The following is a 20,484-nucleotide window of genomic DNA, read 5'->3' on the forward strand; positions in this document are numbered from 1 at the left end:
GACAGGACGCGATAGATGAATTTGGAGAGGGCCATCGACATGGAGCGAAACGAGGACATGGACGCCTGGTTTCCGCTGTCCGCTGCGCAGCAGGGACGGTGGTTTCTGTACCGTTTCGACCCGGCCGGGCGCGGCAACCACAACAACGTGTTCGCCGTGGCCTTGCAGGGGCGGATCGAGCCGTCGGCGATCGCGCGTGCGTTGGAGACCCTGGCCGCGCGCCACCCGATGCTGCGCGCGCGCGTGCGCTGCCTCGACGGCCGCGAGCCCGAGCAATGCATCGCGGCCGGGGCGCAGGTGCCGCTGTCGATCGTCGATGCCGCCGGGCTCGACGAGGACGAGTTGAGGGCGCGGGTCGGCGCCGACGCGCTGGCTGCGTTCGACGACGAGCGCGCGCCGCTGGTGCGGGCCGCCCTCTATGTGCGTGACGTGCGCGATGCGCGCGAATCGGTGTTCGTGCTGGCTTTAGATCATTTGATCTGCGACGGCTGGTCCTACTGGCGCCTGCTCGAAGAATTCGGCGCCTTGCTGTCGGGCACCGCGACCGAAATCGAGCAGGGCGCGCCCGCCGCCGGTTATCGGGACTACGTCGCCTGGCAGCGCGATTGGCTCGGCAGCGCCGAGGCCGAACGTCAGTTCGCCTATTGGCAGGACCGCTTCGCCACGCCCGCGCCGGTGTTGGACCTGCCGAGCGACCGTCCGCGTCCGGCGCGGCCGAGCGGCTTGCAGGCAGTGGTCTCGCTGTCGCTTTCGGCGGCGACCACCCAGGCCCTGACCGCCCTGGCCACGCGCCAGGCCGGCACGATGTTCACCACCTTGTTGGCCGCCTATCAGATTCTGTTGCACCGCCTCAGCGGCCAGGACGACATCGTCGTCGGCTCGCCGATGCCGGGCCGCAGCCGCCCGCAGTGGGACGGCGTGGTCGGCGACTTCGTCAACATGGTCGCGTTGCGCGCCGGCTTCGCCGAACGCCAGAGCGTGGCCGACGTGCTGCGCCTGGCCCGCAACGCCGCGCTCAAGGGCATGGCCCAGCAGGACTATCCGTTCTCGCGCCTGGTCGACCGCCTGCACGCCGGCCAGGACCGCGGCGAGCATCCGCTGTTCCAGAGCGTGTTCGTGTTCCAGAACGCGCGCCGAAGCAAGGATCTCGCGGCGCTGTGGAAGGCCGACGAGTCCGATGCGCCGGTGGCGCATTGGGGCGAGATCGGCCTGCGGCCGTTCCCGCTGCCGCAACGCCTCGGCAGCGACCGCATCGGCCTGGCCCTGCAGGCGATGGAGTTCGACGACGGCCTGCGTTGCGATTTCGTCTACGACACCGATCTGTTCGATCAGGCCACGGTCGCGCGCTATGCGCAGTGCTTCGAGGTGTTGCTTGCGGCGATGATCGCCGACCCGCAATGCCCGGTCGCGCGTCTGCCGCTGCTGTCGGCGGCCGAGCGCGAGCACGTGCTCGAAACCTTCAACGACACCGCTTTCGACTATCCGCGTGAGCGCTTGTTGCATCAGCCGTTCGAGGCACAGGTGCGGGCGACGCCGGACGCGACTGCGGTGGTCTGCGGCGACCAACGATTGAGCTACGCCGAACTGAACCGCCGCGCCAACCGCATCGCTCATCGCTTGTTGGCGTTGGGCGTGCGGGCGGACGATCGGGTTGCCTTGTGTGTGGAACGCGACACCTCTTTGGTCGCCGGTGTGCTCGGCATCCTCAAGGCCGGCGCGGCCTACGTGCCGCTGGACCCCAATTATCCGCCGGACCGCCTGGCCTACATGCTCGCCGACAGCGCGCCGATGGCGCTGTTGAGTCAGACGTCCCTGAGCGGCTTGCTCGGCGAGGTCGAGGTGCCGGTGTTGTTCGCCGACGATGCCGCCTTGGCCGATCAGCCCGAGCACGACCCGGTCGTCGACGGTCTGACCGCGCATCATTTGGCCTACGTGATCTACACCTCCGGTTCGACCGGCCAGCCCAAGGGCGTGGCTATCGAACATGCGAACGCAGCCAACTTCATCGCCTGGGCCAACGCCAACTTCAGCGCCGAACAACTGCGCGACACGCTGTTCTCGACCTCGATCAACTTCGACCTGGCGGTATACGAGCTGTTCGCGCCGCTGAGCATCGGTGCGCAGATCACGGTCGTGCGCGACGTGCTCGCGACCGATCCGAGCAGCCCGTTGAGCCTGATCAACACCGTGCCTTCGGGCATCAACGCCTTGTTGCAGAGCGGCGGGATGCCGGCGACGGTGCGCACGGTCAACCTGGCCGGCGAGCCGCTCAAGCGCGCCTTGGTCGAGCAGATTTTCGCCCGGACCGATGTGGCGATGGTTGCGAACCTGTACGGCCCGACCGAGACCACGACGTACTCGACCTGGGTGGCGATGGACCGTGCCGACGGTTTCGCCTCGCACATCGGCAAGCCGGTCGCGAACACCCGCATCTATATCGTCGACGCGCACTTGGAGCCGGTACCGGTCGGGGTGGTCGGCGAGCTGTATATCGGCGGCGAAGGCGTGGCCCGCGGTTATCTGCACCGCCCGGAGCTGACCGCGGAACGTTTCGTCCGCGACCCCTTCGTCGCTGACGAACAGGCGCGCATGTATAAGACCGGCGACCTGGGGCGCTGGCGGGCCGACGGCACCATCGAGTATTTGGGCCGCAACGATTTCCAGGTCAAGATCCGCGGCTTCCGCATCGAGCTCGGCGAGATCGAGACCAAGCTCGCGGCCTGCGAGGGCGTGCGCGAAGCGGTGGTGGTGGCGCGCGAAGGCGAGGGCGGCGACAAGCGGCTGATCGCTTATGTGGTCCCCGCTGACGGCGTCGAGCTGACGGCGGCGAGTTTGCGCGAACAACTGTCGCGCAGTCTGGCCGAGTTCATGCTGCCGAGCGCCTTCGTGACCCTTGCGGCCCTGCCGCTGACCCCGAACGGCAAGCTCGACCGCAAGGCGCTGCCGGCGCCGGGCGACGACGCGGTGATCCGGCGCGATTACGAAGCGCCGCAGGGCGAGGTCGAGACCGCGCTCGCGCAGATCTGGTGCGAGCTGCTCGGCCTGGAGCGCGTCGGCCGCCACGACCAGTTCTTCGAACTCGGCGGGCATTCCTTGCTGGCCTTGCAGGCGGTGTCGCGGATTCGCCAGACCATCGGCGTCGATATCGCCCTGCGCGATCTGTTCGCGCGTCCGACCCTGTCGGCGCTCGCCGCGCATGCCGAGGCGCTGGAGGCGCCGCGGGTGGCCTCGTTCGAGCCGATCGCGCCGGTCGCGCGCGACAGCGTTCTGCCGCTGTCCTGGCCGCAGCAGCGTTTGTGGTTCCTCAATCAACTCGACGCCGCCGCCGGCGCCGCCTACCACATGTGCGCGGCCCTGCACGTGCGCGGCAAGCTCGACCGCGGCGCCTTGCAGGCGGCGCTGGACCGGGTCGTGGCCCGTCACGAAAGCCTGCGCACGGTATTCGTCGAAGAGCAGGGCGAGCCGCGCCAGTCGATCGGCCCGGCCGACACCGGTTTCCAACTGGCCGATCACGACCTGCGCCATCTCGACCCCGGTTCGCGCGCGCTGGCCGCGGCCGAACATGGCGCCGCCGAAGCGGTGGCGCCGTTCGACCTCGGCGGCGGGCCGCTGATCCGCGGCCGCTTGCTGCTGCTGTCCTCGGACGAGCACATCCTGCTGTTCACCCAGCACCACATCATTTCCGACGGTTGGTCGATCGGCCTGCTGGTCAAGGAAGTCAGCGCGCTGTACGCCGCGCTGCGCCAGGGGCAGGCCGATCCGTTGCCGCCCTTGTCGATCCAGTACGCCGACTACGCCGCCTGGCAGCGCGAGCAACTGCAGGGCGAGCGTCTGCGCGAGCTCGGCGAGTTCTGGCGCAGGCAATTGCGCGGCGCGCCGGTGTTGCTGGAACTGCCGACCGACCGGCCGCGCCCGCCGGTGCAGAGCTATGCCGGCGATAGCGTGCCGCTGGTACTGCCGGCCGCACTCAGCGTCGCTGTGCGCACCTGGGCGCAAGGGCAGGGCGCGACCTTGTTCATGGCCTTGTTGGCCGCCTGGTCGACGTTGTTGTCGCGCCTGAGCGGACAGGACGAAGTGGTGGTCGGCACGCCGGTGGCGAACCGCCAGCATCCCCAGACCGAGCCGCTGATCGGCTTCTTCGTCAACGCCCTGGCCCTGCGCGTGAGCCTGCGCGACGACCCGAGCGCGGCGCAGCTGCTGGCGCGGGTGCGTGCGGTCGCGCTCGACGCCTACGAGCATCAGGACCTGCCGTTCGAGCAGGTCGTCGATGCCTTGCAGCCGGCGCGCACGCTCAGCCACAGCCCGTTGTTCCAGGCGATGTTGTCGCTCGACAACACGCCCGGCGGCGCGACCCTGAACCTGCCGGGCCTGAGCCTGAGCCCGTTGGCGACGGCGCAGACCACCACCCGTTTCGACCTGTCGCTGGCCTTGAGCGAATCCGGCGCCGAGATCGTCGGCGAGTTGGAATACGCCACCGACCTGTTCGAGCGCGAGACCATCGAACGCTACGCCGGCTATTTCGTTCGACTGCTGGAGGCCATGGTCGCCGACGCACAGGCCCCGGTCGCTCGCCTGCCGCTGTTGTCGGCGGATGAGCGCGCGCACGTGCTCGAAACCTTCAACGACACCGGCTTCGACTATCCGCGCGAACGCCTGCTGCATCAGCCGTTCGAAGCGCAGGTGCGGGCGACGCCGGAGGCGACTGCGGTGGTCTGCGATGGCGAGCGCCTGAGCTACGCCGAACTGAACCGCCGCGCCAACCGCATCGCTCATCGGCTGCTGGCGTTGGGTGTGCGCGCCGACGACCGTGTCGCGATCTGTCTCGAACGTGGCCCGTCGCTCGTGGCCGGTGTGCTCGGCATCCTCAAGGCCGGCGCGGCCTACGTGCCGCTGGACCCGAACTACCCGCCGGACCGTTTGGCCTACATGCTGGGCGACAGCGCGCCGATGGCGCTGTTGAGTCAGGCGTCCCTGAGCGGCTTGCTCGGCGAGGTCGAAGTGCCGGTGTTGTTTGCCGACGATGCCGCCTTGGCCGATCAGCCCGAGCACGACCCGGTCGTCGACGGTCTGACTGCGCGTCATCTGGCCTACGTCATCTACACCTCCGGTTCGACCGGCCAGCCCAAGGGCGTGGCGATCGAGCATGCCAACGCAGCCAACTTCATCGCCTGGGCCAACGCCAACTTCAGTGGTGAGCAGCTGGCGAACACGCTGTTCTCGACCTCGATCAACTTCGACTTGGCGGTGTACGAGCTGTTCGCGCCGCTCAGCATCGGCGCACAGATCACCGTGGTGCGCGACGTGCTCGCGACCGACCCGGGCAGCCCGCTGAGCCTGATCAACACCGTGCCTTCGGGCATCAACGCCTTGCTGCAGAGCGACGGGGTGCCGGCGACGGTGCGCACGGTCAACCTGGCCGGCGAGCCGCTCAAGCGTGCGCTGGTCGAGCAGATCTTCGACCGGACCGATGTGGCGATGGTCGCCAACCTGTACGGCCCGACCGAGACCACGACCTATTCGACTTGGGTGGCGATGGACCGCGCCGACGGTTTCGCCTCGCACATCGGCAAGCCGGTGGCGAACACCCGCATTTATATCGTCGACGCGCACCTGGAACCGGTGCCGGTCGGGGTGGTCGGCGAGCTGTATATCGGCGGTGAAGGCGTGGCGCGGGGTTATCTGCACCGTCCCGAGCTGACCGCGGAACGTTTCGTCCGCGACCCCTTCGTCGCTAACGAACAGGCGCGCATGTACAAGACCGGCGACCTCGGCCGCTGGCGCGCCGACGGCACCATCGAATATCTCGGCCGCAACGACTTCCAGGTCAAGATTCGCGGCTTCCGCATCGAGCTCGGCGAGATCGAGACCAAGCTGGCCGCCTGCGACGGCGTGCGCGAAGCAGTGGTGGTGGCGCGCGAAGGCGAGGGCGGCGACAAGCGCCTGATCGCTTACGTGGTCCCCGATGACGGCATCGAGCTGTCGGCGGCGAGTTTGCGCGAGCAGCTGTCACGCAGCCTGGCCGAGTTCATGCTGCCGAGTGCCTTCGTGACCTTGGCGGCCTTGCCGCTGACCCCGAACGGCAAGCTCGACCGCAAGGCCTTGCCGGCGCCGGGCGACGACGCGGTGATTCGACGCGACTATGAAGCGCCGCAGGGCGAGGTCGAGACCGCGCTTGCGCAGATCTGGTGCGAGCTATTGGGCCTGGAACGGGTCGGTCGCCATGACCAGTTCTTCGAGCTCGGCGGCAGCTCGCTGGTCATCACCCGGCTCGGCTTCGAGATCCGTCAGCGCTACGGCATCAACGCCAACGTCGGCGAACTGTACGGGCGCCAGGCCTTGAAGGACATGGCCGCGTTCGTCGAACAGCAGTCGCCGCGCCTGCGCCGCGAGGCCGACGACGCCACCGTCATCGAGTTCGACTTGTAGACGCAGACGCGAATACCGCAACACGCGAACGATCACCTTCTGGAATGGAAACGGCAAGGAACATGAGCATGCAGCAGCGCTACTACCTCAGGGAAAACGTCTATTTCGAACCGCTGGTTCTGAAGTGGTACGCCTGGCCCTATCTGCTGCCGCCGGTCAGCGCGGCGATGAACATCACCGGCCGCAGCCTGCGCCTGATGAAGTCCTTCGTCGCCAATCACCAGTTGCATCTGGCCGCAAGCAAGAATCCGGAATTGTCGGGCGGCGACTTCGTCAATTGCAGCGAAGACCAGCTCGACAATGTGCGCGGCCTGATCCACGACATCGAGCACACCCACCAGGACTATCTGGACCTGCGCAAGGCGGTGGCGAAGCTCAACGAAATGCTGGAGCAGGCCAAGGGTCTGTCGCTGGAGCCGCTGTACGCGCAAGTGCCGGAAGCGCTGCGCGGTTACGTCGAGCTGATCTACGACATGAACCACAATGCCTCGTTCCGCCTGATCGAAGGCTTGATCTACGAGAGCCCGCTGTACAAGCCCTTGGCGCAGAGCGTCTCGCTGGGGCTGCTCGGCAAGGTCAAAGAGCGTCCGTTCGTGCTCAGCTCGCCGCGCCTGCCCGACGAGAATCATCTGCACGTCGAGGTGCCGTTCGCCCACGACTTCATCGACGGCCTGTTCGCCGCGCGCGGCACCCCGATCGAGCGCGCACAGATCGACCGGCTGTTCGAGGGCGTCGGCCTGCAGGGCGGGCTGACCGTCGACGAACTGTTCACCACCGAGCCGCCGCGGGTGACCCGTGCGCCGCTGGAAGGACGCTTGCGGGTCAGCTACCTCGGCCATGCCGGCCTGCTGCTGGAAACCGACCGCACCAGCATCCTGGTCGACCCGATCATCGCCGTGCGCGACGAGGCCAACGGCGACCGTGTGCTGAGCTTCAGCGAGCTGCCCGAGACCATCGACTACGTCTGCCTGACCCACACCCACATGGACCACGTCTGTGTGGAGACCCTGCTGCAGCTGCGCCACAAGATCGGCGAGGTGCTGGTGCCGAAGAACGGCGGCGGCAGCATCGTCGACCCCTCGATCAAGCTGATGCTGCAGACCATCGGCTTCAAGGTGCGCGAGTTCGAGGACATGGAGACGCTGGACTGCGTCGACGGACGCATTCGCGCGATCCCCTTCCTCGGCGAGCACGCCGACCTGCACATCCGCTCCAAGACCGCGTGGTACTTCGAGTTCGCCGGGCAGAAGATCTTCTCCGGCGCCGACTCGTCGAGCCTGGACGAGCGCATGTACGAGCGCATCCAGAAGGTGATCGGCCACATCGACCTGCTGTTCATCGGCATGGAGTGCGTGGGCGCGCCGATGAGCTGGCTGTACGGCTCGTTGTTCACCAAGCCGATTCCGCGCGAGATCAACGAGTCGCGCCGTTTCAACGGCTCCGACTGCGCCTCGGCGCAGAAGATGATCGAGATCTTCAAGCCCTCGCAGGTCTACGTCTACGCGCTCGGCATGGAGCCGTGGTTCAAGTACTTCATGGGCATGGACTACACCGAGGACGCGCGCCAGATCCAGGAATCGAGCCAGTTGCTCGAGTTCTGCGCAGGCCGCCAGGTGCAGTCCGAGCGTCTGTTCGCCAAACACGTCTGGAACTTCAACTGATACGCACGCCGCGGCGGCTTAAGGCGCGGCGGCCAGGGATGCAACCTCGAGCGGTCGCCGGCAGCGGCGGCCCCACAGGATCACAGGGAATTAGCTAATGTTTCTTTTCGAGCTGGTGCAGTACGTCGAACAAAACGGCATCGACATCAAGGTCGTCGACGGCAAGTTGCGGATCACCGGCGACCAGGCCTTGCTGACCGACGAGGTCAAGGCGACGATGAAGCGCTACAAGGCCGAGCTGTCGTCCTATTACGCGCGCCTGTCGCAGGACGCGATCGCCGCGCGCGGCGGCGAGGGTTCGTATCCGCTGTCGTTCGCCCAGCAGCGCCTGTACTTCCTGTACCAGTACGATCCCGAACTGACCAGTTTCATCCTGCCGATGGAGCTGGAGCTGCGCGGAGAACTCGACGTCGCCGCGTTCGGCGAGGCGGTCGCGGCGGTGGTCCAGCGCCATCCGATCTACCGCACCACCTATCGGGTCGAGGCCGGCGTGCCGCGCCAGCGTTTCGACGCCGGGCGCAGTTTCCAGATCGCCTTCAAGGATCTCACCCAGGCCTCCGAGGCCGAGCGCGAGGCCGGCCTCGCCGAATGCCGACGCGACGTCTCCGAGCGCCCGTTCGACCTCGGCGAAGAACTGCCGCTGCGGGTGCACCTGCTCAAGCGCGGCGCCGGTGCCTACACCTTGCTGGTCGGTTTCCACCATATCGCCACCGACGAGTGGTCGATCCAGCAATTCGTTCACGAAGTCTCGCGGATCTACCGAGACCGCGGTCATGCGCGGGTCGCGGTCGAGCCGGTGTCTTACCTCGACTACGCCGCCTGGCAGGTCGAGCAGTACGAGGCCGGCGGTTACGAGGTGTCGCGTTCGTACTGGCAGCACCAGCTCGACGGCATCAAAGGCGTATTGGAACTGCCGCTGGACTTTCCGCGTCCGGCGCAGCAGAGCTACAACGGCGCGCAGATCGCCCGCCGGGTGCCGGACGAACTCGGCCGCAAGGTCGCTGCCTTCGTGCGTGGCCGCGGCCTGCCCGAGTTCGGCTTCTACCTTGGTGTCTGCCATCTGCTGCTGAACAAACTCAGCGGCGAAAACGACATCGTGGTCGGCACCGACGTGTTCGGCCGCGATCACGCCGACCTGCGCGACATGGCCGGTTTCTTCGTCAACCAGCTGGCCCTGCGCAGCCAGATCCACCCGGAAACCCCGGTCGGCGAGTACTTGGGTCAGGCCGGCCTGGCGGCGATGGACGCGCTGCGCTATCAGGACATGCCTTTCGACAAGGTCGTCGACGCCCTCGGCATCGAGCGCGACGCCGCCTATTCGCCGGTGTTCCAGGTCAAGTTCCTGTACGAACGCGCGGCCCGCAAGCTGGAACTGTTCGACGACGTGGAAGCCAGCGAACGCGCCTCGTTCGGCACCCGCTCGCAGTACGACCTGACCCTGAAAGTGCAGGGCGAGCAGGTCATCGCCTACTACAACACCGACCTGTTCCGCGCCGGCACCGTCGAGGCCTGGCTGGATCTGTACCTGGCCTTGCTCGATGAGATCGTCGAGCAGCCGCAGCGCCCGGTCGCCGACCTGTTGCAGGGCACCCTGGCGCAGCGCTATGCCGCCTTCACCCAGGGTGAGCAGCGACCGGTCGATCACGCCGACCTGTTCGCCCGCATCGACGCTTCGGTGGTGGCGGATCCGCAGGCCATCGCGGTGCGGTCGGTCGACGGCGAGGCCAGCTATGCGCAGTTCGACGCGCGCGTACGCCAGATCGCCGCGCGCCTGTTGGCGATGGGCATCGCCAAGGGCGACAAGGTCGCCGTGCACCTGGACCGCTCGATCGACCTGGCCGCGGCCACGGTCGCGGTGATGCGCGCCGGCGCGGTGTTCGTGCCGCTGGACCCGAGCTATCCGCGCGAGCACATCGACTACACCCTCGGCGACAGCAGCGCCGGTGTGGTCGTGACTCAGTCGAGCTTGGCCGACCACCTGCCGGAGTTCTATGGCTTCGTCCTCGATCTCGACAGCTTGCCGACCCCGAGCGCCGACATCGCTGCGCCGGCCTATCCGGCGCTGGGCGCGGAAGACATCGCCTATCTGCTCTACACCTCCGGTTCGACCGGGCGGCCGAAGGGCGCGCTGATCCCGCACGGCGCCTTCGCCAACCTGTGCGACTGGTACATCCGTTTCTGCTCGCTGGACGCGGCTAGCCGGGTGCTGCTGATGATCCCGATCGGCTTCGACGCCTCGATCAAGAACATCTTCGCCCCGCTCATGGCCGGCGGCACCCTGGTACTGGCGCGTCCGGACCTGTTCGATCCCGAGTCGCAACTGCGCCAGATCGAACAGACCGGGGTGAGCCTGATCAATTGCGCGCCGAGCGCGATGTACGCGCTGGTCAAGCACGACGCCGGCAACCGCTACGAATCGCTGCGCAGCCTGCGCCTGCTCGCGCTCGGCGGCGAAGCGCTGGACCTGAGCCTGCTGCGGCCGTGGCTGGGCAGCGAGGCCTGCAATGCCGCGCTCGCCAACATCTACGGCCCGACCGAGTGCACCGACATCTCGGTGGTCTATCAGGCCGGGCGCGAGGAATGGCTGCAGCGCTCGCAAGTGGTGATCGGCCGGCCGATCCAGAACGCCCAGGCCTATATCGTCGACGCCGGCCTGCGTCTGTGCGCACCGGGCGTGCCGGGCGAGCTGGTGATCGCCGGCCGCGGCGTCGCCGCGGGCTATCACAACCTGGACGAAACCACCGCGCGCAGCTTCGTACGCACCGCGCTCGCCGATTCGCCGGTCTACCGCACCGGCGACATCTGCCGTTACGACGAAGACGGTCAGATCGTTTACCTGGGCCGTCGCGACGGCCAGATCAAGATCCGCGGCAAGCGCGTTGAGACGGCCGAGATCGTCGCCCAGCTCGCCGCCTTGCTGCCCGCGCGCAAGATCAGCGTGCAGCTGTACTCGGCCAATGGCATGGAATTGCTGCTGGCCTTCGCCGACGGCGGCGCCGCCACGTTCGGTGCCGACGAACTCAAGCAACGTCTCGCCCAGCGGCTGCCGCGGCACATGGTGCCGGCGCAGATCCTGTTCGTCGAACGCATGCCGCTGACCCCGAACGGCAAGATCTGCAGTAAGTCGTTGACCGCGGTGTTCGAGGCGCAGCGCGCTAACGCCGAAGCGGTCGACGAGACCCTCGACGAGACCGAGCGCCTGATCGCCTCGGTCTGGGAACAGTTGCTCGGCGTGCAGGGCATCGAGCGCGGCTCGGACTTCTTCTCGCTCGGCGGCGATTCGATCTTCTCGATCCAGCTCGTCGCCGAACTGCAGGCGCACGGGATCAAGGTGTCGGTCGCCGACATCTTCAAGCATCCGACCCTGGGGCAGCTGGCCAGCCTGGCCGCGCGCAACGCCGCCGCCGAGCAGGTCGTCGAGGCCGGCGCCGAGGCGTCTGCCATCGCCGACGATGCGGTGCTGGCGCCGTTCGCGCTGGTGGCCGCGGCCGACCGTGCGCTGCTGCCGGAAGGCCTGGAGGACGCCTATCCGGTGACTTCGCTGCAGCACGGCATGATCTTCCACGGCCTGCTCGACAGCGATCTGTCCAACAGCGGCGGCTCGACCTATCACGACGTGTTCTCGTTCGAGCTGAGTTTCGACGCCTTCGACGCGCAGGCTTTCGTGCGCGCGATCGGCGACGTCGTCGCCCGCCATCCGGTGCTGCGCACCGGCTTCGACCTCGGCCGCTATTCGGTGCCGCTGCAGCTGGTGCACGCGCAGGTGGCGCCGAACATCGACCAGGCCGACCTGCGCGGGCTCGATGAGGCGGCGCAGGAGCGCGAGGTGGCGCTCGCCATCGCCGCGATCAAGGCCAAGGGCTTCGCCCTCGACGGGCCGAGCCTGATCCGCTTCACCGTGCTGCGCAAAGCCGAGCACTGCATCCAGCTGGTGATCGACGCGCATCACGCCATTCTCGACGGCTGGAGCATGGCGACCCTGCAGCGGCAGGTGTTCGAGTGCTATCGCGCTTACCAGACCGGCGCCGAGACCGCGCCGAGCTTCGACAGCGGTCGTTCGCGTTTCGCCGATTACGTCGCCCAGCTGGCCCGCGAAGAGGCCGACCCGGCCAACCGCGCGTTCTGGGACGAGTGCGGCCGCCGCGCCGGCCAAGGCCGCCTGGCCGCGGTCGCGCCGAACGCAGCGGCGCGCGAGCACCGCGAGATCCGTCTCGACGCGGCCCTGGCCACGCGCCTGGACGAACTGGCCGTGCGCGAAGGCGTCGCCGTGCGCACGCTGCTGTTCATGGCCCATGCCTGCACCCTGCGGGCGATGATCGGCGCCGACCGCGTCGTCACCGGCCAGACCGACAACGGCCGCCTGGAAACGCGCGGCACCGAGAACGTGCTCGGCCTGTTCCTTAATGTATTGCCGCAGACCGTCGAACTCGGCGGCAAGCGCTGGCGCGAGCTGGCCGCGGCCGTGCACGAGGCTGAGACCGCCAGCCGCGCCCACCGGCGTTATCCGCTGGCCTCGATCCTGCAGCGCCATCCCGCGCTCGCCGTCGATTCCTTGTTCACCTACACCAATTTCCGCGTCTCCAACCCGCTGACCCGCGAGGCTTCGCTGCGGGTGCGCGAAGGCGAGCTGTTCGAAGAGATCAATTTCGGCCTGTCGCTGCACGCCAACGGCAATCGCGAAGACGGCTACACCGTCATCCTCGATGCGCGCCTGAACCTGCAGCCGATTCACATCGAAGCCTTGCTGCGTACCTACGTCGACGCGCTGGAGGCGATGACCGCCGATTTCGACGCCGCCATCGCGCCGTTGCCGGCCCACCGTCTGCCGGTGTTCGCTCATGGCCAGGATGGCGCTGCGCATGCGCTGTTGCGTTTCGACACTGCGCTCGATGCCGCCGCGCTTGACGCCGCCGCGACCGAGGTCGTGCAGCGCGCCTTCGGCGCCGTCGCCGGACCGGCCCTGCATCTGCTGAGCCCGGCCTTCGCCGGCGGCCAGGACGAGCAGGCCTGCATCGACATCGCCCTGAGCCAGATCGGCGCTACCGATGCGCCGCTGACCGTCGCCGCCTATCGCCGCGACGGCCTGCAGATCCTGGTACTGCGCGTGTCGCCGGCCTTGGCTGCGGTCGATCCCGATGCGGCGAGCGCCTTGATCGCGCGTTACCGCATGTTGAGCGGCGGCCGCGCCGCATTGTCGGCGCGCGCCGGCAGCGCCGCGCCGTGGCGCGATGCCGGTGTGTTCGATCGCGACCGCGCCTATTGGCAGGCTCAGCTCGACGGTGCGCCGGTCGCACTGGCGTTGCCGAGCGATCGCCCGCGCAGCGCGGCGCCGGATCAGGTCTCCGCTTCGGTCGAGGTGGCCGTGCCTGCGTCGACGGCCTCGGCGTTGCGCGCATTCGCTGTGCAACAGGCCGCGCCGGTGCCGGCCGTGCTGTTGGCGGCATGGACCGCCTTGCTGTCGCGCTGGAGCGGGCAGGGCGAGGTCGTCACCGGCCTGGCCTCGGCCGGCTTGACCAACGAAGTCGCGGCCCTGCGCCTGGACCTGCACGACGACCCGAGCGTTGCCGCCGCGATCGCACGGGCCGCCGCCGTCCTGGCCGATGCCGCCGCACATGCCGAACTGCAGTTCGCCCAGGTCGCCGAGGCCGTGCGCGGCCGTGGCGAGGCCTTGTTCGAAGTGTTGCTGGCGCTCGACGGCAGTGCAGCGTCGCTGTCGTCGCAGCCCGGGCTGGCCTTGTCGCTGGAACTCGCCAATACCGCCGAAGGCATCCGCGGCCGTCTGCATTACGCGCAGGCGCAGTTCGACCGCGCCAGCGCCGAACGCATGGCCGGCCATCTGACCACCATGCTCGCCGCATTCGCGCAGGACGGCGGACGCAAGCTCAGCGGCTTGCCGCTGCTGTCGGCGCCCGAGCGCGAACAGGTGCTGTTCGGCTTCAACGACACCGCGACGGTGGCGGCGCCGGAGCGGCTGATGCACCGCCGCTTCGAGCGCCACGCCGCCTCGCAGCCGGATGCGATCGCCCTGATCGACGGCGAGGCCTCGATCAGTTACGCCGAACTCAACCGCCGCGCCAACCGCATCGCCCATCGCCTGATCGCCCTGGGCGTTAAACCCGACGACCGCGTGGCGATCTGCGTCGAACGCAGCGCGGCGATGGTCGCCGGCCTGCTCGGCGTGCTCAAGGCCGGCGGCGCCTACGTGCCGCTGGACCCGAACTATCCGTCCGAACGCCTGGCCTACATGCTCGACGACAGCCGCCCGGCGGCGTTGCTGACCCAGGCCGGGTTGCGCGAACGCCTGCCGCTCGGCGAGCCGGCGCGCCTGCCGGTGCTGGCGATCGACGAGCTGATCGCGGCACCGGGCGAGGGCGAGTCGAACGACCCCGATCCGCAGTCGCTGGGGCTGACCCCGGCGCATCTGGCGCAGGTGATCTACACCTCGGGTTCGACCGGCCAGCCCAAGGGCGTGATGGTCGAGCACCGCAACGTCGCCGAACTGATCCGTACCCACATCGCCCACTGCGCGCTGCAGCCCGGCGACCGCATGCTGCAGTTCGCTTCTTACTCGTTCGACAGTTCGGTCGTGGAAATCTTCCCGACCCTGTCGGCCGGCGCCACGGTGGTGCTGCGTCCGGCGCACCTGGTCGCGCCCGACGCCGAGTTCGTCGACTTCCTGAGCGCGCAAGCGATCAACATCGCCGATCTGCCGACCGCGTTCTGGCATCAATGGTCGCAGTCGGTGTCGGATGGCCGGCTGTTGCCGGCGGCGAGCCTGCGCCTGGTAGTGGTGGGTGGCGAGAAGGTCGAGCGCCGTCATCTGGCGCAATGGTTGAACGCGCCGGGCCTGCGTTGCGGCCTGCTCAACACCTACGGCCCGACCGAGGCCACGGTGTACGCGACCGCGGCGCTGTTCGCCGATGCCTCGCAGTTGCCCGGGCGCGAAGTCTCGATCGGCCGCCCGGTCGCCAACACCCGCGTCTACATCCTCGATGCGCACGGCCAGCCGGCGCCGATCGGCGTCGCCGGTGAGCTGTGCATCGCCGGCGCCCAGGTCGCACGCGGCTACCTCGGACGCGAGGCGCTCAGCGCCGAGCGTTTTCTCCGCGACCCCTTCGTCAGCGCCGATTCCGATCCGGTCCAGGCGCGCTTGTACAAGACCGGCGATCTCGCCCGCTGGCGCGACGACGGCAGCATCGAATACCTCGGCCGCAACGACTTCCAGGTCAAGATCCGCGGCTTCCGCATCGAGTTGGGCGAGATCGAAGCGGCGCTGTCGGCCTGCGCCGGCGTGCGCGAAGCGGTGGTGATCGCCCGCGAGGACGTGCCCGGCGACAAGCGCCTGGTGGCGTATGTCGTCGCCGCCGCAGAGGCCGCGACGACTGCGGCGCAGTGGCGCGAGCAATTGGCGCGCTCGCTGGCCGATTACCTGTTGCCCTCGGCGATCGTGCGCCTGGACGCGCTGCCGCTGACCGCCAACGGCAAGCTCGACCGCAAGGCGCTGCCGGCGCCGGACGACGCGGCGATGGCTGCGCGTGCGTACGCCGAACCGCAGGGCGAGGCCGAGGCCGCGCTGGCCCAGGTCTGGCAGGACTTGCTCGGTCGCGAGCGGGTCGGCCGTAACGATCATTTCTTCGAGCTCGGCGGTCATTCGCTGATCGCGGTGCAGTTGGTCACGCGTCTGCGCGAGAGCCGCGGCGTCGAGCTGTCGCTGCGCGACGTGTTCGCCCGGCCGGTGCTCGCCGACATGGCCCAGAGCCTGCGCGGCGCCCGCGCCGCGGCGTTGCCGCCGATCCTGGCGGCCGACCGCGACGCGCCGTTGCCGCTGTCGTGGGCGCAGCAGCGCCTGTGGTTCCTCGACCAGCTCGACTCCGCCGCCGGCGCCGCCTATCACATGCCGGCGGCGCTGCGCCTCAGCGGCCGCCTCGACCGCGCGGTGCTGCAGGCCACCCTCGACCGCGTCGTCGCACGCCATGAAATCCTGCGAACCTGCTTCGTCGCCGGCGACGGCGAGCCGGTGCAGTCGATCGCGCCGGCCGATTGCGGTTTCGTCCTCGACGACCTCGACCTCAGCGGTCTCGATGCGCCGGCGCGCGAGCGCGAAGTGCAGAGCCTGTCGGCGGCGGAAGTGCGCAAGCCCTTCGACCTGTCGACGGGGCCGCTGATCCGCGGCCGCCTGCTGCGTCTGGCCGCGGACGAACACGTGCTGCTGCTGACCCAGCACCACATCATTTCCGACGGCTGGTCGCTCGGCGTGTTGGTCGACGAGGTGTCGGCGCTGTATGCCGCGTTCGCCGAAGGCCGCGCCGATCCGCTGCCGCCGTTGCCGGTGCAATACGCCGACTACGCGGTGTGGCAGCGCCAGTGGCTGCGCGGCGATGCGCTGGAAGCGCAGATGGGCTATTGGCGCGAGCACCTGAGCGGCGCGCCGGCCCTGCTGGAACTGCCGACCGACCGGCCGCGTCCGCCGGTGCAGCGCTACATCGGCAGTACCCGGCGTTTCCGCATCGACGAGCAGACCGCCGACGGTCTGCGCGCCTTGTCGCAGCGTCATGGCACGACGTTGTTCATGACTTTGCTGGCCGGCTGGTCGCTGCTGTTGTCGCGCTTGAGCGGCAGCGACGACGTGGTGGTCGGCACCGCGGTCGCCAACCGCCGTCGCGGCGAGGTCGAGCCCTTGCTCGGCTTCTTCGTCAACACCCTGGCGCTGCGCGTCGACGTCGGCGACGACCCGACCGTCGCTGAACTGCTGGCGCGTACCCGTGCGGTCATGCTCGGCGCCTACGAACACCAGGACGTGCCGTTCGAGCAGGTCGTCGACATGCTGCAGCCGGCGCGCAGCCTGGGTCACAACCCGGTAGTGCAGAACATGCTGGTGCTGCAGAACACCCCGACCGGCACCCTGCAATTGCCCGAACTGAGCCTGAGCCTGATCGACCAGCCGCGCGACGAGACTTTGTTCGACCTGTCGCTGGAACTGATCGAGAACGAAGGCGGCCTGGACGGCAGCCTCGAGTACGCCAACGATCTGTTCGACGCGGCCACCATCGAACGTTGGTCGCTGCATCTGCAGACCCTGCTGCGGGCGATGGCCGAGGGCGAACAGCGCCGCATCGGCAGCCTGTCCTTGCTGAGTGCCGACGATCGCCGTCTGGTGCTGGAATGTTTCAACGAGATCGGCGGCGATGCGCCGATGCCGATGCATGAAGGGCAGACCGTGCACGGCCTGTTCGAGGCCCAGGCCGCCCGCGATCCGCAGGCCACTGCGGTCGAGTACGAGGGCCGTGCGCTGAGCTACGGCGAACTCAACCGCCGCGCTAATCGCGTCGCCCATCGCCTGATCGCGCTCGGCGTGGCGCCCGACGACCGCGTCGCGATCTGCGTCGAACGCGGCCTGGAGGCGGTGGTCGCGGTGTTCGGCGTGCTCAAGGCCGGCGCGGCCTACGTGCCGCTGGACCCGGCCTATCCGCCGGAACGCCTGGCCTATCTGGTCGGCGACAGCGCGCCCAAAGCCTTGCTGACCCAGAACGCGCTGCGCGAGGCGGCCTGGTCGCTCGACGAGCACGCTCCCGACATTGCCGTGCTGATGCTCGACGACGACGAGACCTGGGCCGCCCAGCCCGAGCACGACCCGGTGGTGAGCGCGCTGACGCCGTCGCACTTGGCCTACGTGATCTACACCTCCGGTTCGACCGGTGAGCCCAAGGGTGTGATGGTCGAGCACCGCAACGTGCTCAACCTGTGGTCGGCGTTCGAACGCGAGGTGTTCGCCGACTGCGCGCCGGGCGCGCGCCTGGGCCTGGACGCGGCGCTGTCCTTCGACGCTTCGGTGCAGTCGCTGGTGCAGTTGCTGTCGGGCCGTTGCATGGTGATCGTGCCGGCGGCGATCCGTGCCGATGGCGCGGCGCTGATCGAGTTCCTGGGCCGCGAACGCATCGACATCTTCGACTGCACGCCGGCCCAGTTCGAGGCCTTGCTCGCCGCCGGTCTGCTCGACGACACGGTTTCGGGCGCCAAGCGCCCGGGCACGATGTTGGTCGGCGGCGAAGCGCTGCCCGCCCGTGCCTGGGAAGCCGCGGCGGCTTCGTCGATGCGCTGCTACAACGTCTACGGCCCGACCGAATGCACGGTCGACGCCAGCTATGCGCGGATCGAAGCCGGGGTCGCGCCGCACATCGGCCGGCCGCTCGCCAACACCCGCATCTACGTGCTCGGCGGCGACGGCGAGCCCTTGCCGGTCGGCGTGGTCGGCGAGATCCACGTCGGCGGTGCCGGCGTCGCCCGCGGTTACCTCGGCCGTGCCGAACTGAGCGCCGAACGCTTCGTCCGCGACCCGTTCGCGGCCACCGCGGGCGCGCGCATGTACCGCACCGGCGACCTCGGCCGCTGGCGCAGCGACGGCACCCTGGAGTACGTCGGCCGTAACGACTTCCAGGTCAAGCTGCGCGGCTATCGCATCGAGCTCGGCGAAATCGAGGCGCGTCTGTCGGCCTGCGCCGACGTGCGCGAGGCGGTGGTGGTCGCACGCGAAGACCAGCCCGGCGAGAGGCGCCTGGTGGCCTACGTGGCGCCGCGCGCTGCGGCCAAGGACGAGGCGCTCGAAGAACTACTCGACGGCCAGGTCGCGCAGTGGTCGGACATCTTCGACGACCAGGGCGAGGAGGAGACCGTCGAGCAGGCCGACTTCGGTTTCGACCTGACCGGCTGGAACAGCACCTACACCCGCGAGGCGATCGCCAGCGAAGGCATGCGCGAATGGCTCGACGGCACCTTGGTGCGGATCGAGGCGCTGCAGCCGCGGCGGGTGCTCGAGATCGGCGTCGGCACCGGCATGATCCTGTGCAACATCGCGCCGCGCTGCGAGCGCTACGTCGGCACCGACCTGTCGGTCAAGACCGTGGCCAAGGTCAACCACCTGGTCGGGATCACCCCGGAGCTGAGCGGCAAGGCCGACGTGTTCCAGGGCGAGGCCACCGATTTCTCGGCGATCCACGGCGAGTTCGACACGGTGGTGATCAACTCGGTGGTGCAGTACTTTCCGAACCTGGCCTACCTGGAACAGGTCATCGCCTCGTCGATCGGCGTCACCGCCGCCGGCGGCAAGCTGATGATCGGCGATGTGCGCCATCACGGCCTCATGCCGTCGTTCCATCTGTCGGTGCAAGCGTTCCAGTCGCCCGACAGCCTGTCGGCGACGCAACTGGGCGACCGCGCCGCGCAGAAGATGCGCGGCGACATCGAGTTGCTGATCGACCCGGTCTGGTTCCACGCTCTGCGCGATCGTTACCCGCGTATCAGTGCGGTGCGCGTGCTGCCCAAGTTGGCCCGCCACGAAAACGAAATGTCGGCGTATCGCTACGACGTGGTGCTGACTATCGACGGCGAGCGCGACGAGGTGTTCGCGATCGACTGGCAGGACTGGGGCGACGAAGGCTTCGATGCGCAGCGCCTGCAGCAGCGCATCGACGCCAGCGACGAGGCGGTGCTCGGACTGCGCGCGATCGCGCATCCCTGGGCCACTCCGTATCAGCGCGCCTGGCAGCGCCTCGGCGCGGGCGAGGGCGGCGCCTCGGTCGCTGCGATCAAGGCCCAGGCCGCGATCGACGCCGGCCATGGCGCGCTGTGCGCCGATCTCGAAGACTTCTGCCGCGAGCGCGGCTACAGCCTCGACTTGAGTTGGGCGCCGAACGCGCAGGGCGGCGAATACCACGCCCTGATCGGCCGCAACGGCCAGGCGCTGCATTTCGATTGGCGTAGCCAGATTGCGGCGGAGCAATTGCGCAAGGACGAGGCCGGTTTCGCCCACGACCCGCTCGAAGCCAAGTGGCGCAGCACCTTGCCGGGCCGTCTGCGCGAAGTGCTGGCGGCGCAGGTGCCCGAGTACATGGTGCCGAGCGCGTTCATGCTGATCGACCGTTGGCCGCTGACCGCCAACGGCAAGCTCGACCGCCAGGCCCTGCCGGCGCCGGACCGTATCGCGGTGACCGCGCGCAACTACGAGCCGCCGCAGGGCGAGGTCGAGGAGACCATCGCCACGATCTGGCAGGAACTGCTGGGCCTGGAACAGGTCGGCCGCCACGACCATTTCTTCGAGGTCGGCGGGCATTCGCTGTTGGCGGTGCAGGTGATGGCGCGGGTGCGCGAAGCCTTCGCCGTCGACGTGCCGGTGGCCGAGTTGTTCAAGTCGCCCGAGGTCGCACTGCTGGCACGGGTGGTGCTGGTCGCCAGCGTCGGCCGCTACGCCGACGAGGACGTCGAACGCATGGCCGCCGACATCGATCAGCTCTCGGAAGAAGAACTGCGCGCCCTGCTCGAAGAGGAAAACCCGTGAGCCGCCGCGACCGCGCGGTAGCCAAGGGACGACACACCATGGAACAACTAGCGATGGAGATGCGGG

3 protein-coding genes are annotated in these 20,484 nt (G+C 68.6%); all 3 read left to right on the plus strand.

The genetic code is table 11. The features are described from left to right. Positions 1-15: 15 nt before the first annotated feature. The 3 genes from LC490_RS04755 to LC490_RS04765 all read left to right on the plus strand — a co-directional run bounded on the left by LC490_RS04755 (position 16) and on the right by LC490_RS04765 (position 20,418). A complete protein-coding gene (locus LC490_RS04755) occupies positions 16-6,426 on the plus strand; it encodes a non-ribosomal peptide synthetase (RefSeq protein ID WP_223619451.1) in 6,411 nt (2,136 codons plus the stop codon). A 62-nt stretch (positions 6,427-6,488) separates the two neighbouring features. Further along, positions 6,489-8,087: an MBL fold metallo-hydrolase gene (locus LC490_RS04760; protein ID WP_200875880.1), complete on the plus strand. Its 1,599-nt coding sequence runs from the start codon at positions 6,489-6,491 to the stop codon at positions 8,085-8,087. A gap of 97 nt (positions 8,088-8,184) precedes the next feature. After that, positions 8,185-20,418, plus strand: a complete 12,234-nt coding sequence (locus LC490_RS04765) for a non-ribosomal peptide synthetase (RefSeq protein WP_223619452.1) — start codon at positions 8,185-8,187, stop codon at positions 20,416-20,418. Positions 20,419-20,484 lie beyond the last annotated feature (66 nt).

Origin of the sequence: Lysobacter sp. ESA13C, from assembly GCF_019970005.1 — a bacterium.
In the GTDB taxonomy this organism is placed as follows: domain Bacteria; phylum Pseudomonadota; class Gammaproteobacteria; order Xanthomonadales; family Xanthomonadaceae; genus Lysobacter; species Lysobacter antibioticus_B.

What these genes read in the sequence shown, in the direction of transcription:
- LC490_RS04755 (WP_223619451.1), top strand. Translation starts at nt 16, where the DNA reads ATGAATTTGGAGAGGGCCATCGACATGGAGCGAAACGAGGACATGGAC.
- LC490_RS04760 (WP_200875880.1), top strand. Translation starts at nt 6,489, where the DNA reads ATGAGCATGCAGCAGCGCTACTACCTCAGGGAAAACGTCTATTTCGAA.
- LC490_RS04765 (WP_223619452.1), top strand. Translation starts at nt 8,185, where the DNA reads ATGTTTCTTTTCGAGCTGGTGCAGTACGTCGAACAAAACGGCATCGAC.